Below are 13,643 nucleotides of genomic sequence, written 5' to 3' on the forward strand. Positions count from 1 at the left end.
CGCCGCGGCGCGAACGGCACAATCGCCGGCAACGACCAGGAGGCATCATGACCCGTACCGTTTCCCAGCTGTTCGACCTGAAAGGCCGCACCGCGCTCGTCACCGGCGGCTCGCGCGGGCTGGGCCTGCAGATGGCGCATGCGCTCGGCGAGGCCGGCGCCCGCATCATGCTGACCTCGCGCAAGGCCGGCGATCTCGAGGAGGCGGCCGCGCAGCTGCAGGCGGCCGGCATCGACGCCCGCTGGATCTCCGCGGACTGCGGCAAGGAAGAGGACATCCGGCGGCTGGCCGACGAAACCCTGCAGCGCATGGGCGACGTCGACATCCTGGTGAACAACGCCGGCGCGGCCTGGGGCGCGCCGGCCGAGGACCACCCGGTGGAGGCCTGGGACAAGCTGATGAACCTGAACGTGCGCGGCTATTTCATCCTGTCGCAGCACATCGGCAAGCGCAGCATGATCCCGCGCCAGTACGGCCGCATCATCAACATCGCGTCGATCGCCGGCCTCGGCGGCAACCCGCCGCAGCTCAAGACCCTGGCCTACAACACCTCCAAGGGGGCCGTGATCAATTTCACCCGGGCGCTGGGCTGCGAATGGGGCCGCTACAACATCACCGTCAACGCCATCTGCCCCGGCTTCTTCCCCAGCAAGATGACCAAGGCGACGCTGGAACAGCTGGGCGAGGCGCAGCTGGCAGCGCACGCGCCGCTGCACCGGCTGGGCGACGACGAGGACCTCAAGGGCCTCACGGTGCTGTTCGCCTCGGACGCGGGCAAGCACATCACGGGGCAGTGGCTCGCCGTCGATGGCGGGGTGAGCGTCATCACCGGCGGCTGAGCCGCGGCGGCGCGCCCGTCGCGCCCGCGGCACACTGCCGCATCCAGCAGCAACCAAGGAGCAGTATGCAGTTCGGCGTCGAGATCCCTTTCGTGCAGCACTTGGGCTTCGAGCTCGTGGTGTTCGAGGGCGGCCATTCGGAGCTTCGCTACGCCGCCAGGCCCGAGCACCAAAATTCCTTCGCCGTGGTCCACGGCGGCGCGCTGATGACCCTGCTGGACGTCACCATGGCGACGGCGGCGCGCAGCATCCAGCAGGACATGGGCGTGGTCACGATCGAGATGAAGACCTCGTTCATGCAGCCGGCGCGCGGCGTGCTCAGCGGCAAGGGGCGGCTGATCCATCGCACCGCGAGCATGGCCTTCACCGAAGCCACGGTCTACGATGCCGAAGGGCGCGCCTGCGCCCACAGCACCGGCACCTTCAAATACGTCAGGCGGCTGCCGACCGGGCCCGCCAGCGCCAACGGATTGAACGTCATTTCGACGGACTGACAGGGAGAACACCATGCCCACCAACCGCCAGTTTCTGCTCGACAGCCGACCGCAGGGCGCAGCGAGCGCGGCCAATTTCAAACTCGTGACGGGCGAGACGCCGCCGCTGCAGGAAGGGCAGGTGCTGGTGCGGCACCACTACCTCAGCCTCGACCCCTACATGCGCGGCCGCATGGACGACGCCAAGAACTATGCGGCGCCGCAGCCGCTGGGCCAGGTGATGCAGGGCGGCACCGTGGGCGAGGTCGTCGAGAGCCGCTCGCCCAGGTTCCAGGCCGGCGACAAGGTGCTGGGGCAGGGCGGCTGGCAGGAATACAGCGTCGTCGACGCCGAGCAGAAGGGCGCGCTGCGCAAGGTGGACACCAGCCAGGTGCCGCTCTCGTACTACCTGGGCGCGGTCGGCATGCCAGGGGTCACCGCCTGGTACGGGCTGGAGAAGATCATCCGGCCGCAGGCGGGCAAGACGGTGGTGGTCAGCGCCGCCGCCGGCGCCGTGGGCAGCGCGTTCGGGGCGCTGGCGAAGGCCCGCGGCTGCCGGGCGGTGGGCATCGCGGGCGGTCCCGACAAATGCCGGTATGTCGTCGACGACCTCGGCTTCGACGCCTGCCTCGACTACAAGCAGCACCCGGACGCCGGGTCGCTGTCGAAAGCGCTCAAGCAGGCCTGCCCCGACGGTGTCGACGGCTATTTCGAGAACGTCGGCGGCATGGTGATGGACGCCGTGATGCTGCGCATGAACCCGTTCGGGCGCATCGCGGTGTGCGGCATGATCGCCGGCTACGACGGCCGGCCGGTGCCCATGACCTATCCCCAGCTGATCCTGCGCAGCCGCCTGACCGTGGAAGGCTTCATCGTCGGCGAGCACATGGAAGTGTGGCCGCAGGCGCTGCAGGAGCTGGCCGACCTGGTGGCCGCCGGCAAGCTGCGGCCGCGCGAATCGATCGCCCAGGGCATCGAGTCGGCCCCGGAGGCCTTCCTGGGGCTGCTCCACGGCCGCAATTTCGGCAAGCAGCTGGTCAAGCTAGTCTGAGCCCGGCGGTCCCGCCCGGATCCGCCGGTGCCACACTATCGCCTGCTGCGCCCGCATCGGCTCCTGGCCGCCGCGGCGCGCCAGACCGCCGCAGTGCGCGATGCCGGCGGCCTGGCAGCTCGTGTTCGCGCCAAGGAGCTCTCATGTCCGCGCTGACGCATGAAGTCTTCAACCAGCCGCAACCGCTGGTTGACTACAACCTGTTCGAGGGCCACCGCGCGCTGCAGGCGGCGCTGAAGCTCAACGCGCCGCAGCTCGACACCGCTGAGTTGTCGTCGCTCGGCGCGCTGCTGGGCAGCCGGGCGATGCAGACCCACGCCCGGCTGGCCAACGTGCACACGCCGCAATTGCGCAGCCATGACCGCTACGGCCACCGCATCGACGAGGTGGAATTCCATCCGAGCTACCACGTCCTGATGGCGGCGGCGACCAAGGCCGGCCTCCACGGCACCCCCTGGACGCAGCGCGGTCCGTCGCCCCATGTGCTGCGCGCCGCCGGCTTCATGCTGTTCACGGAACTGGAGCCGTCGATCCTGTGCCCGATCTCGATGACCTATGCGGTCACGCCGGCGCTGCGCCGCAACGAGGCCGTGTATGCCGACTGGGGGCCGGGGCTGGCCAGCCGCGGCTACGACCCGGTGCTCAAGCCCTGGCGCGACAAGAGCTCGTTCACGATGGGCATGGGCATGACCGAGAAGCAAGGCGGCTCGGACGTGCGGGCCAACACCAGCGACGCGGTGCCGGACGGCGAGGACAACTGGGGCCCGCGCTTTCGCATCACCGGCCACAAATGGTTCCTCTCGGCGCCCATGTGCGACGCCTTCCTGGTGCTGGCGCGGGCGCCGGGCAACCAGCTCAGCTGCTTCTTCGTGCCGCGCATGCTGCCCGACGGCGAGCGCAACGCGATGCACATCCTGCGGCTGAAGGACAAGCTGGGCAACAAGGCCAATGCCAGCTCGGAGGTGGAGTTCCACGGCGCCATCGGCTGGCTGGTCGGCGAACCGGGGCGCGGCGTGCCGCAGATCCTGGAGATGGGGACCATGACGCGGATGGACTGCGGCCTGGGCACCAGCGGCCTCATGCGCCAGGCGCTGTCGATCGCGCTGGACCACACGGCCCAGCGCGAGGCCTTCGGCCGGCGGCTGATCGAGCAGCCGGCAATGCGCAACGTGCTGGCCGACCTGGCCCTGGAGAGCGAAGCGGCCACCGCGCTCGCGCTGCGGGTGGCCCGCGCCTTCGACCGCCAGTCCGACGACTTCGAAAGGGTGATCGCCCGGGTGCTGACGCCGATCGCCAAGTTCTGGATCTGCAAGCGCGGCAGCCACTTCGGCCAGGAAGCGATGGAATGCCTGGGCGGCAACGGCTATGTCGAGGAGAACGGCGAGGGCATCATGGCCCGGATCTACCGCGAGCTGCCGGTGAACTCGATCTGGGAGGGCGCCGGCAACATCATGGCGCTGGACCTGCTGCGCGCCACGCGCAAGGCGGATGCCGGCGCGGCGCTGGCGCAGGAACTGGCGCCGGCCAGGGGCGCCCATCCGGCGCTCGACCGCGCCGCGGCGGCGCTGCCCGGCCGCATCGAGCAGCTGGCGACCGAGGGCGACGCCCGCCGGCTGGCCCAGGAAGTGGCGCTGGCCGTGCAGGCCGCGTTGCTGTACCAGAGCGCCCCGGCGCCGGTGTTCGATGCGTTTTGCGCCTCGCGCCTGGGCGGCGACTGGGGCCATGTCTTCGGCACGCTGCCCGCGGCCACCGATTTCGACGCGATCATCGCGCGCGCCATGCCGCGCTAGCCGCGGCATCAACCAGGCCACACCATGCCCGACCTCATCCTGCATCACTACCCATCGTCGCCGTTCTCCGAGAAGATCCGGCTCGCGCTCGGCTTCAAGCGGCTGGCCTGGAAGTCGGTGATCATCCCCGCGATCATGCCCAAGCCCGACCTGGTGGCCCTGACCGGCGGCTATCGCCGCACGCCGGTGTTGCAGGTGGGAGCGGACGTCTACTGCGACACGGCGCTGATCTGCGACGTGCTGGAGCACGTGCAGCCCGAGCCGATGCTGTACCCGCCGGCGCTGCGCGGCGTGGCGCGGGTGTTCGCGCAGTGGGCCGACAGCACGCTGTTCTGGGCCGCGATGGCGTACAACCTGCAGCCGCGCGGCGCGGCCCATGTGTTCGCGAAAGCGCCGCCGCAGGCCCTGCAGGCGTTCGGCGAGGATCGCAAGGCGATGAGCCGCAACATGGTGCGGCTGCGGCCCGGCGACGCGACGTGCGCCTACCGCTCCTACCTCAGGCGCATCGCCCACATGGTGGAGGAGCACGATTTCCTGTTCGGCGCCGAACCCTGCGTGGCCGACTTCGCGGCCTACCACCCGCTCTGGTACACCCGCGAGCAGGTGCCGCTGCTGGCCGACATCCTCAATGCGACGCCCGCCGTCGTCGAATGGATGGAGCGGCTGGCCGAGGTGGGCCATGGCGTCATGGATTCATTGGACTCCGGCGCCGCGGTGACCGTGGCGGCCAACGCGCAGCCGATGCCGCCCGGCGGCAACCTGCTGGTCGACAGCGCGTTCCAGGACGACCACGGCATCCCGCTGGGTTCGCCGGTCACGATCACCGCCGAGACGTTCGGCCTCGAAGCGACGGCCGGCGAGCTGATCGCGGCGACCCGCACCCATTACTCGCTGCGGCGCGAGGATCCGCGGGCCGGCGCGGTGCACGTGCACTTCCCGCGCATCGGGTACGTGCTGCGCAAGGCCGAAGGCGCCTGAGGGGCCGTGGTGGACAGCGGCTGGTGCCTGTTCGACACGGCGATCGGCCCCTGCGGCATCGCCTGGGGCGAGCAGGCGCTGGTGGGCGTCCAGTTGCCCGAAGGCAGCGCCGCCGCGACCCGCGCCTGCATGCGGCGGCGCTTCCCCCGGCTGCCGGAATGCGCGGCGCCGGCCCGCGTGGCGGCGATCGTCGCGCGGGTGCAGCGCTGGCTCGAGGGCGGCCACGATGCAATGCTCGACGTGGCGCTCGACATGTCCGCCGTTCCCGAGTTCCACCAGCGGGTCTACCAGGTCACGCGGGCCATCGCGCCGGGGCACACGCTGAGCTACGGCGAAGTCGCGGCCCGGATCGGCGAGCCCGGCGCGGCGCGGGCCGTCGGCCAGGCCCTGGGCCGCAACCCGTTCGCGCCGATCGTGCCGTGCCATCGGGTGCTGGCGGCGCGCACCGGCGCCGGCGGCTTCTCGGCCGATGGCGGCGTGGCCACCAAGCTGCGCCTGCTGGAAATAGAACGGGCCCAGCTCGGAAGCGAGCCGGGCCTGTTCGACTGAGGCCGCGGCGTCAGACGTTCATGCGGTTGCGCGGCGGCAGGTCGACCGGCTGCACGTCGACCGGGGCCACGTTGCGCACCGGCACCTCGCGCTCGACGATCGGGCCGCGCTGGTCCAGGCGCGCCTCGAGTTCGGCCAGCCGCGCCATCAGCGTGCGATGGGTGCTGTCCATCTGCGTGCGCAGCTCGCGGTGGCTCTGGAGCAGGGACTTCTCGAACTCGCTCGATCCGATCGAGTCGCGCTGGCGCGCTTCGCGCAGGGTGGCGTCGATGTGCTGGCGCAGGTCGGTGAAGCGCGATGCTTCCGCCCGGTCCGCCAGGTCGCGCTGAGCCTGCAGCTCCTTGCTGTGACGGTTCCAGGCGAGCAGGTTGCGCGACTCCTGGATCGCGCTGCTGACCAGGAACACGAGCAGCGTGAGGGCGAGGGCGCCCAGCAGGATGCCGGCCAGTGGCGCATCGGCCAGCACCACGCCGAAATTCAGGTGCGAGGTGCGCGTGACCTCGCCCCAGTTGAGGGCCGCGAGACCGCCGACGACCACGGCGGCAAGAATGATGAACAGCAATCTGGCGCGCATGTGGATTCTCCTTGTGAACTACAGCGGATTCTTGGAACCGTCAAGCAAGCGCTGCTGTCGGAGGAGATGCCGTGTTGCTGTCCGAGCCGTGTGGCAAACTCCCGCGCCTCTTGTTCAGCTTTTGCAGTGACGGCAATGCAGAAAATCATCCGGCAGATCGCGGCCGAACTCCGCGTCCGCGAGCAGCAGGTGCAGGCGGCGGTGGACCTTCTCGACGGCGGCGCCACCGTTCCCTTCGTCGCCCGCTACCGCAAGGAAGCCACCGACGGGCTCGACGACGTCCAACTGCGCGAGCTCGAGGCGCGCCTGGCCTACCTGCGCGAGCTCGAAGACCGGCGCGAGGCGGTGCTCAAGAGCATCGACGAGCAGGGCAAGCTCACGCCGCAGCTGCGCGCCGCGATCGAGGCGGCCGCCACCAAGCAGGAGGTCGAGGACCTGTACCTGCCGTACAAGCCCAAGCGCCGCACCAAGGGCCAGATCGCGCGCGAAGCGGGGCTGGAGCCGCTGGCCGACCAGCTGTTCGCCGATCCGACGCTCGATCCGGCGGCCGCCGCGCAGCCGTTCCTCAAGGCCGAGAAGGGCGAAGGGGGCGAGGACTTCACCACCGTCGCGGCCGTGCTGGACGGCGTGCGCGACATCCTGTCCGAGCGCTGGGCCGAGGATCCGGCGCTGGTGCAGCAGCTGCGCGAGTGGCTGTGGGCCGAGGGCCGGCTGCAGTCGACGCTGATGGCCGGCAAGGATGAAAACAACGCCGATGTGGCGAAGTTCCGCGATTACTTCGATTATTCCGAGCCCATGGCGCGGGTGCCGTCGCACCGCGCGCTGGCGGTGTTCCGCGGCCGGCAGCAGGACATCCTGGATGCGAAACTCGTGCTGCCCCAGGAGCCCGAGCCCGGCCAGCCGTCGATCGCCGAGGGCAGGATCGCGCTGCACCTGGGCTGGAGCCATCAGGGCCGCGCCGCCGACGGCCTGCTGCGCAAATGCGTGGCGTGGACCTGGCGCGTGAAGCTGTCGCTGTCGACCGAGCGCGACCTGTTCACGCGCCTGCGCGAGGAGGCGGAGAAGGTCGCGATCAAGGTGTTCGCGGACAACCTGCGCGATCTGCTGCTGGCGGCGCCGGCCGGACCGCGCGTGGTGATGGGGCTCGATCCCGGCATCCGCACCGGCGTGAAGGTCGCGGTGGTCGACGCCACCGGCAAGCTGGTCGACACCGCGACCGTCTATCCGCACGAGCCGCGCCGCGACTGGGACGGCTCGCTGCACACGCTGGACCAGCTCTGTCGCCGGCACGGGGTCAACCTGATCGCGATCGGCAACGGCACGGCCAGCCGCGAGACCGACAAGCTCGCCGCCGACCTGATGAAGCGGCACGACGGCATGCAGCGCATCGTCGTCAGCGAAGCGGGGGCCTCGGTCTATTCGGCCAGCGCCTATGCCTCGCAGGAGCTGCCGGACGTCGACGTCAGCCTGCGCGGCGCCGCCAGCATCGCCCGCCGGCTGCAGGATCCGCTGGCCGAACTGGTGAAGATCGACCCCAAGTCGATCGGGGTCGGCCAATACCAGCACGACGTGAACCAGGGCGAGCTGGCCCGCACGCTCGACGCGGTGGTCGAGGACTGCGTGAACTCGGTCGGCGTCGACCTCAACACCGCCAGCGTGCCGCTGCTGTCGCGGGTGTCGGGGCTGTCGTCCAGCGTGGCCAAGGCGGTGGTGCGCTGGCGCGAAGCGCACGGCGCGTTCCGCAACCGCCAGCAACTGATGGAAGTGAGCGGCCTGGGCGCCAAGACCTTCGAACAGAGCGCGGGCTTCCTGCGCATCCGCGGCGGCGACAACCCGCTGGACATGACCGGGGTCCATCCCGAGACCTATCCAGTGGTCGAGCGGATGCTCGCCGCCGCCGGCAAGCCGGTGACGGAAGTGATGGGCCGCGCCGAGATGCTCAAGACGCTGCGCCCGGAGCTGTTCGCCAACGAGCAGTTCGGCGTGATCACGGTGAAGGACATCCTGGGCGAGCTGGAGAAGCCGGGCCGCGACCCGCGCCCCGACTTCAAGGTGGCGCGCTTCAACGACGGCGTGGAGGACATCGCCGATCTGCGCGAAGGCATGGAGCTGGAGGGGACGGTGAGCAACGTCGCGGCCTTCGGCGCGTTCGTCGACCTCGGCGTGCATCAGGACGGCCTGGTGCACGTGAGCCAGCTGTCGCACAAGTTCGTCAACGACGCGCGGGAGATCGTGAAGACCGGCGACATCGTGAAGGTGCGGGTGCTGGAGGTCGATCCGGCCCGCAAGCGCATCAGCCTGACCATGAAGCTGGGCGACGCACCGGCCCGAGGCGGGCGCGCCGGCGACAACCGGTTCGAGGGCGCCGCCCGGGGCCAGCGGCCGCCGCGCCGCACCGAAGCCGCCACACCGACGGCGATGGCGGGCGCCTTCGCCAAGCTGCAGGGACTGCGAAAATAAGGGCATGCCCGCCCTGCGCATCCATGCCGGACCGCTCGCGCGGCGCCACATCGCCCGGCATGGATTGCAGCCCGGCGACATCGGCGTCGTGCCGGGCGCCGCCGGCGGACCCAAGGGCCTGATCCTCGGTCCGCTGGACCGCTTCCTGTTCGGCCAGTGGCTGCCGCGCAGCAGCCGGGCCGTCGATCTGGTCGGCGCCTCCATCGGCGCGTGGCGCATGGCGGCGGCCTGCCTGGGCGACCCGGCGGCGGCGCTGCAGCGCCTGGAGCGCGACTACATCGCGCAGGACTACGAACTGGCGCCCGGGCGCAAGACCCCGACCGCCGATCACGTCAGCGAGCGTTTCGGGCAGAGCCTGCACGCGTTCTACGGCGAGCGGGTGGTGGAGGTGCTGACGCATCCACGCTACCGCCTGCACATGGTCACGGCGCGCGGCCGGCACGTGCTGGGACGCGAGCACCGGCTGGCGACGCCGGTCGGCTACCTGGGCGCGTTCCTGTCCAATCTGGTGCATCGGCGGGCGATGGGCGCCTGGCTGGAGCGGGTGGTGTTCTCTTCGCCGGTGGGCGACCAGCCGGCGCCGCTGCCGTTCGCGATCGCCGACTACCGCACGCGGCAGGTGCTGCTGACGCCGCGCAACTTCCATGCGGCGCTCCAGGCCAGCTGCTCGATTCCGTTCGTGCTGCGCGCCGTGCACGACATCGACGGCGCGCCGCGCGGCGCCTATTGGGATGGCGGGACCACCGACTATCACCTGCACCTGCAGTACCGGGCGGCCGGCGCCGACGGCCTGGTGCTCTATCCCCATTTCCAGCGGGCGATCGTGCCGGGCTGGCTCGACAAGGGCTTGACGTGGCGCCATGGCGCGACCGCGTTCCTCGACCGCACCATCGTGCTGGCGCCCGATCGCGAATGGGTCGGGCGGTTGCCCAACGGCAAGCTGCCCGATCGCACCGACTTTGCGCGCTACGGCACCGACCTGCGGGCGCGCATCGAGGCATGGACCGCGGCGGCCGCCGCCAGCCGCCAGCTGGCGGATGAATTCGCCGAATGGCTGGAGCGGCCCGACCCGGCCCGGGTGGAGCCGCTGTGAACGCCGGCAGCCAACGCGTGCTGGGCTGGGACGTGCTGCGCGGACTGTGCGCCCTGTCCGTGGCCGTGTACCACGTGCTGTACTGGCAGGACGTCGCGGCCCTGCACACGCTGGGCAGCTACGGCGTGTACCTGTTCTTCGTGCTCTCGGGCGCCAGCCTCGCCTACAACTACCAGGGCCGGCTGGCGGGCAGCGGCGACGCGCTGCGCTTTCTCGCGACGCGCTGGCTGCGGCTCGCGCCGCTGTTCCTGGCCGCCTGCGGGCTGTTCCTGTCGCTGCTGGCCTGGCGCAACGGCGCCTGGGCCGATCGCCTGCCGCTGCGGCTGGCGCTGAACGCGAGCTTCGCCTTCGGCGGCTACGACCCGGTGGTGTGGGCGCTGCCGGTGGGCGGCTGGTCGCTGGGCATCGAGTTCGTCTACTACCTCGCCTTTCCGCTGCTGCTGGCGCTGCTGCCGCGGCGCGCGTGGTGGCTGACCGCGTTCGTCGCGCTGGCGCTCCTGCAGTGGTTCTGGATCGGGCGCACCGCCGGTTCGGCCGATGGCTACGCCGCCAGCGCCGTCGCTTACCACCAGGTACCGGCGTTCGCGGCCTATTTTTTCGGCGGCTGCGTGATCGGCGCGGCGCGGCGCGCCCGCGACCTGGCGTGGTCCGCGAGCGCCGGCGCCGTGGTGTGGCTGGGCACCGCCGCGCTGCTGCTGGCGCTCAATCCGGTGGCCGCCGGCGACGAGCTGATGGGATGGCGGGGCGCGATCCTGTTCCTGGCCTGTTTCGCCGCCGTCTTCGCCAGCGGACAGGTGCAGGTGGGCCCGCGGCTGGCGCCCGTGGCCCGCTGGCTGGGCGACATCACCTACGGCTGCTACCTGCTGCACCCGCTGTTCTTCTGGGGCTTCGCCTGGATGGTCTGGCCGCGGCTGGCGCAGGCCGAGCTCAGCGCAGCATCGGGGCTCGCGCGAGCCGCCGTGTTCGCCGGCGTGCTGGTGGCGACCTGCGCCACGGCCTGGGCCAGCGAGCGCTGGTTCGAGGCGCCGGTGCGGCGCTGGGGCAAGCGGGTGCTGGGCCGGCGCCGGGCCAGCGGGGCGCCTCACATCGAGGCGGCCAGCATCTCCTCGTAATCCTGCTCGGTGGCCAGCCGCGGGTTGGTCTTGTGGCAGTGGTCGGCCATCGCGCCGGCGATGACGCGGCCGAACCAGTCGCGCTGCACCCCCATCTCGGCCAGCCCCGCGGGCAGCCCGAGCCGCCCGTTCATGTCCTTCACCGCGTCGGCCACGTCGTTGGCCGAGCGCAGCCCCATGGCGTGCGCCATCCGTTCCAGGCGGCGCTCCTTGCGCATCGACTCCGCCGCCGCGTTGAAGCGGATCACGGCCGGCAGGAAGACGGCGTTCAAGGTGCCGTGGTGCTGGCGCGGATCGACGCCGCCCAGGCTGTGGCTGAGCGAGTGCACGCAGCCCAGGCCCTTCTGGAACGCCAGCGAGCCCTCGATGGAGGCGCTCATCAGGTTGAACCGCGCTTCGCGGTCGTTGCCGTTGCGGGTGGCGCGCTCGATGCTCGACCAGCCGCGCTCCAGCCCGTCCAGGGCAATGCCGTCGGCCGGCGGGTTGACGGCAGCGGACATGAACGTCTCCATGCAATGGGCGATCGCATCCATGCCGGTCGCCGCGGTGAGCCTGGGCGGCAGGCCCAGCGTCAGTTCGGGATCGCAGATCGCCGCCTTCGGCACCAGCACCCAGTTGTGGAATCCCAGCTTGCGGTGATCGTCGACGATGATGATCGCGCCGCGGGCCACTTCGCTGCCGGTGCCGGCCGTGGTCGGTACCGCGATGAGCGGCGCCACCTTGTCGGTGATCCGGGCCGAGCCGCCTTCGATCGTGGCGTAGCGCGTCAGCGGCCCTTCGTGGGTGGCGGCGATGGCGACGCCCTTGGCGCAGTCGATGGCCGAGCCGCCGCCGACGGCGATCAGCCCGTCGCAGTCGTGCGCCTGGTACATCTGCACCGCCGCCCGCACGGCCGCTTCCGTGGGATTGGACGGTGTCTGGTCGAACACCGGCAGCGGCACGCCCGGCATCGCGTCCAGTGCCTTCTGCAGCACGCCGGCGGCCCGTACCCCGGCGTCGGTCACGATCAGCGGCCGCCGGATGCCGACCCGCTCGCATTCCTGGGGCAGCAGCTTCACGGCTCCGAAGTCGAGCTGGATCTGGGTGACGTAGTTCATGAAGGCCATGGCATTCCCCGAGGTACGATGGAAAGCTCCAATGTAGCGACGCCGCGGCGCGCCTTGAATCCGCATTTCTCCCTGCTGTCCCTGAGCGGACAGGCCCGATGTACCTTCCGCATTACCCGCACCTGACCCCCGCCATGCGCTCCGTGCTGCAGCGCATGGCCCGCGCCACCTATCCACCGATCCACAGCCTGACGCCGCAGGCCGCGCGCGCCGCCTACGAACGCGGCGCCAGCGTGCTCGAGCTGCCCAAGGTCCAGCTGGCCCGGGTCGAGGACTTCACGATTCCCGGCCGCGACGGCCAGCCCCTGCCGGCTCGCCTGTACGCGCCCGGCCACGGCGCCTTGCCGGTCCTGCTGTACTTCCACGGCGGCGGCTGCGTGGTCGGCAGCATCGAGACCCACGACGTGCTGTGCCGCGAGCTGAGCCGGCTCAGCGGCTGCGCGGTGGTGTCGCTGGGCTACCGGCTGGCGCCCGAGCACCCGTTCCCGGCGCCGGTGCACGACGCCTGGGATGCGACCCAGTGGCTGGCGCGGCACGCCGGCGAACTGGGCCTGGACGGAACGCGGCTGGCGGTCGGCGGCGACAGCGCCGGCGGCACGCTGGCGGCGGTCTGCGCCATCATGGCCCGGGATGCCGGGCTGCCGCTGGCGCTGCAGATCCTGATCTATCCGAACACGGCGCCGACCCGCGAGGCCGCGTCGCACGAGCGCTTCGCCACCGGGCTGCTGCTCGATCAGGAGCACATCGACTGGTTCTTCGACCACTACATCGCGCCGCAGCAGCGCGGCGACTGGCGCTTCGCGCCGCTGGTGGCGCCGGACGTCGAGGGCGTGGCGCCGGCGTGGATCGGGCTGGCGGAGTACGACCCGACGGTGGATGACGGCATCGCCTACGCGGATAAACTGCGGGCGGCGCACGTGGCGGTGGACATCGAGATCTACCGCGGCGTGACGCACGAATTCATCAAGCTGGGACGGGCGATCCGCGAGGCGCGGCAGGCGCATGCCGATGCCGCGCGGGCGCTGGCCCAAGCCCTCGAGCCGGCCACGCCATGAAACGACAAGACTTCCGTTTTTTCCATCGCCTGCGGGTGCGCTGGGCCGAAGTGGACATGCAGAAAATCGTGTTCAACGCCCATTACCTGATGTACTTCGACACGGCGGTGGCCGACTACTGGCGGGTGCTCGCCTTGCCGTACGAGGAGGCGATGGCCCAGCTGGGCGGCGACCTGTACGTGAAGAAGGCGACGGTGGAGTTCCACGCGTCGGCGCTGATGGACGACCGGCTCGACGTCGGGCTGCGCTGCGCCCGCATCGGCAATTCCTCGATCCTGTTCGAGGGCGGCATCTTCCGCGGCGACGAATTGCTGATCACCGGCGAGCTGGTCTACGTGTTCGCCGACCCGCAGACCCAGACCTCCAAGCCGGTGCCGCCGGCCCTGCGCGAGGTGCTGTCCGGCTACGAGGCAGGCGAGGCCATGGTCGAACTGCGCACCGGCGGCTGGTCGCAGCTGGGCGAACCGGCGCAGCGCATCCGCACCCAGGTGTTCGTCCAGGAGCAGCGGATTCCGGCCGAGCTCGAATGGGACGAAGCGGACCAGACGGCGATCCATGTCGTG

13 protein-coding genes are annotated in these 13,643 nt (G+C 70.9%); 11 read left to right on the top strand and 2 right to left on the bottom strand.

Annotated elements, in window-relative coordinates; all coding sequences use genetic code 11:
- The first annotated feature begins 47 nt into the window (after positions 1-47).
- From VNT59_RS04415 to VNT59_RS04440, 6 genes are all read left to right on the top strand, one after another.
- Positions 48-839, top strand: a complete 792-nt coding sequence (locus VNT59_RS04415) for an SDR family oxidoreductase (protein ID WP_325497013.1) — start codon at positions 48-50, stop codon at positions 837-839.
- A 65-nt stretch (positions 840-904) separates the two neighbouring features.
- Positions 905-1,333 (top strand): PaaI family thioesterase, encoded by a 429-nt coding sequence (locus VNT59_RS04420; RefSeq protein ID WP_325497015.1) that lies wholly within the window; start codon positions 905-907, stop codon positions 1,331-1,333.
- A 13-nt stretch (positions 1,334-1,346) separates the two neighbouring features.
- A complete protein-coding gene (locus tag VNT59_RS04425; RefSeq protein WP_325497016.1) occupies positions 1,347-2,363 on the top strand; it encodes an NADP-dependent oxidoreductase in 1,017 nt (338 codons plus the stop codon).
- Positions 2,364-2,506: 143 nt separating this feature from the next.
- The gene (locus VNT59_RS04430) at positions 2,507-4,153 is read left to right on the top strand and encodes an acyl-CoA dehydrogenase family protein (protein ID WP_325497018.1); all 1,647 of its coding nucleotides are present in this window, start codon (positions 2,507-2,509) and stop codon (positions 4,151-4,153) included.
- A gap of 24 nt (positions 4,154-4,177) precedes the next feature.
- On the top strand, positions 4,178-5,131 hold the full coding sequence (locus VNT59_RS04435; RefSeq protein WP_325497020.1) for a glutathione S-transferase family protein: 954 nt from the start codon (positions 4,178-4,180) through the stop codon (positions 5,129-5,131).
- Between the two features lie 9 nt (positions 5,132-5,140).
- Positions 5,141-5,680 (top strand): methylated-DNA--[protein]-cysteine S-methyltransferase, encoded by a 540-nt coding sequence (locus VNT59_RS04440; protein ID WP_325497022.1) that lies wholly within the window; start codon positions 5,141-5,143, stop codon positions 5,678-5,680.
- 10 nt (positions 5,681-5,690) lie between these two features.
- Here VNT59_RS04440 and VNT59_RS04445 read toward each other — a convergent pair whose 3' ends face one another.
- Positions 5,691-6,254 carry a hypothetical protein gene (locus tag VNT59_RS04445; RefSeq protein WP_325497024.1) on the bottom strand — a complete coding sequence of 188 codons (564 nt, stop codon included), beginning with the start codon at positions 6,252-6,254 and terminating at the stop codon, positions 5,691-5,693.
- Between the two features lie 135 nt (positions 6,255-6,389).
- Between VNT59_RS04445 and VNT59_RS04450 the strand changes: the two genes are divergently transcribed.
- Genes VNT59_RS04450 through VNT59_RS04460 form a run of 3 tightly spaced genes read left to right on the top strand, consistent with a single transcriptional unit; the run spans position 6,390 to position 10,919 of the window.
- Positions 6,390-8,714, top strand: coding sequence for a Tex family protein (locus tag VNT59_RS04450; protein ID WP_325497025.1), 2,325 nt, complete (start codon positions 6,390-6,392; stop codon positions 8,712-8,714).
- Positions 8,715-8,718: 4 nt separating this feature from the next.
- Positions 8,719-9,807: a patatin-like phospholipase family protein gene (locus VNT59_RS04455; RefSeq protein WP_325497027.1), complete on the top strand. Its 1,089-nt coding sequence runs from the start codon at positions 8,719-8,721 to the stop codon at positions 9,805-9,807.
- The gene (locus VNT59_RS04460) at positions 9,804-10,919 is read left to right on the top strand and encodes an acyltransferase (RefSeq protein ID WP_325497029.1); all 1,116 of its coding nucleotides are present in this window, start codon (positions 9,804-9,806) and stop codon (positions 10,917-10,919) included. Before VNT59_RS04455 ends, VNT59_RS04460 begins: the two co-directional genes overlap by 4 nt.
- Here the strand turns inward: VNT59_RS04460 and VNT59_RS04465 are convergent.
- Positions 10,889-12,025 (bottom strand): iron-containing alcohol dehydrogenase, encoded by a 1,137-nt coding sequence (locus tag VNT59_RS04465; RefSeq protein WP_325497031.1) that lies wholly within the window; start codon positions 12,023-12,025, stop codon positions 10,889-10,891. The two genes, VNT59_RS04460 and VNT59_RS04465, sit on opposite strands and share 31 nt — an antisense overlap.
- A gap of 98 nt (positions 12,026-12,123) precedes the next feature.
- On the opposite strand from VNT59_RS04465, the gene VNT59_RS04470 reads away from it, so the two are divergent.
- Both VNT59_RS04470 and VNT59_RS04475 read left to right on the top strand, forming a co-directional pair.
- Positions 12,124-13,080 carry an alpha/beta hydrolase gene (locus tag VNT59_RS04470; RefSeq protein WP_325497033.1) on the top strand — a complete coding sequence of 319 codons (957 nt, stop codon included), beginning with the start codon at positions 12,124-12,126 and terminating at the stop codon, positions 13,078-13,080.
- Positions 13,077-13,643: thioesterase family protein (locus tag VNT59_RS04475; RefSeq protein ID WP_325497035.1), on the top strand; the 567-nt coding region annotated here is incomplete at its 3' end. The genes VNT59_RS04470 and VNT59_RS04475, both read left to right, overlap by 4 nt.

The sequence above is a fragment of the Ramlibacter sp. genome, assembly GCF_035554825.1.
Lineage (GTDB): Bacteria > Pseudomonadota > Gammaproteobacteria > Burkholderiales > Burkholderiaceae_C > Ramlibacter.

Coding starts and splice junctions, on each gene's coding strand:
- VNT59_RS04420 (WP_325497015.1), top strand. CDS start 905: ATGCAGTTCGGCGTCGAGATCCCTTTCGTGCAGCACTTGGGCTTCGAG.
- VNT59_RS04445 (WP_325497024.1), bottom strand. CDS start 6,254: ATGCGCGCCAGATTGCTGTTCATCATTCTTGCCGCCGTGGTCGTCGGC.
- VNT59_RS04425 (WP_325497016.1), top strand. CDS start 1,347: ATGCCCACCAACCGCCAGTTTCTGCTCGACAGCCGACCGCAGGGCGCA.
- VNT59_RS04470 (WP_325497033.1), top strand. CDS start 12,124: ATGTACCTTCCGCATTACCCGCACCTGACCCCCGCCATGCGCTCCGTG.
- VNT59_RS04455 (WP_325497027.1), top strand. CDS start 8,719: ATGCCCGCCCTGCGCATCCATGCCGGACCGCTCGCGCGGCGCCACATC.
- VNT59_RS04450 (WP_325497025.1), top strand. CDS start 6,390: ATGCAGAAAATCATCCGGCAGATCGCGGCCGAACTCCGCGTCCGCGAG.
- VNT59_RS04465 (WP_325497031.1), bottom strand. CDS start 12,025: ATGGCCTTCATGAACTACGTCACCCAGATCCAGCTCGACTTCGGAGCC.
- VNT59_RS04430 (WP_325497018.1), top strand. CDS start 2,507: ATGTCCGCGCTGACGCATGAAGTCTTCAACCAGCCGCAACCGCTGGTT.
- VNT59_RS04435 (WP_325497020.1), top strand. CDS start 4,178: ATGCCCGACCTCATCCTGCATCACTACCCATCGTCGCCGTTCTCCGAG.
- VNT59_RS04415 (WP_325497013.1), top strand. CDS start 48: ATGACCCGTACCGTTTCCCAGCTGTTCGACCTGAAAGGCCGCACCGCG.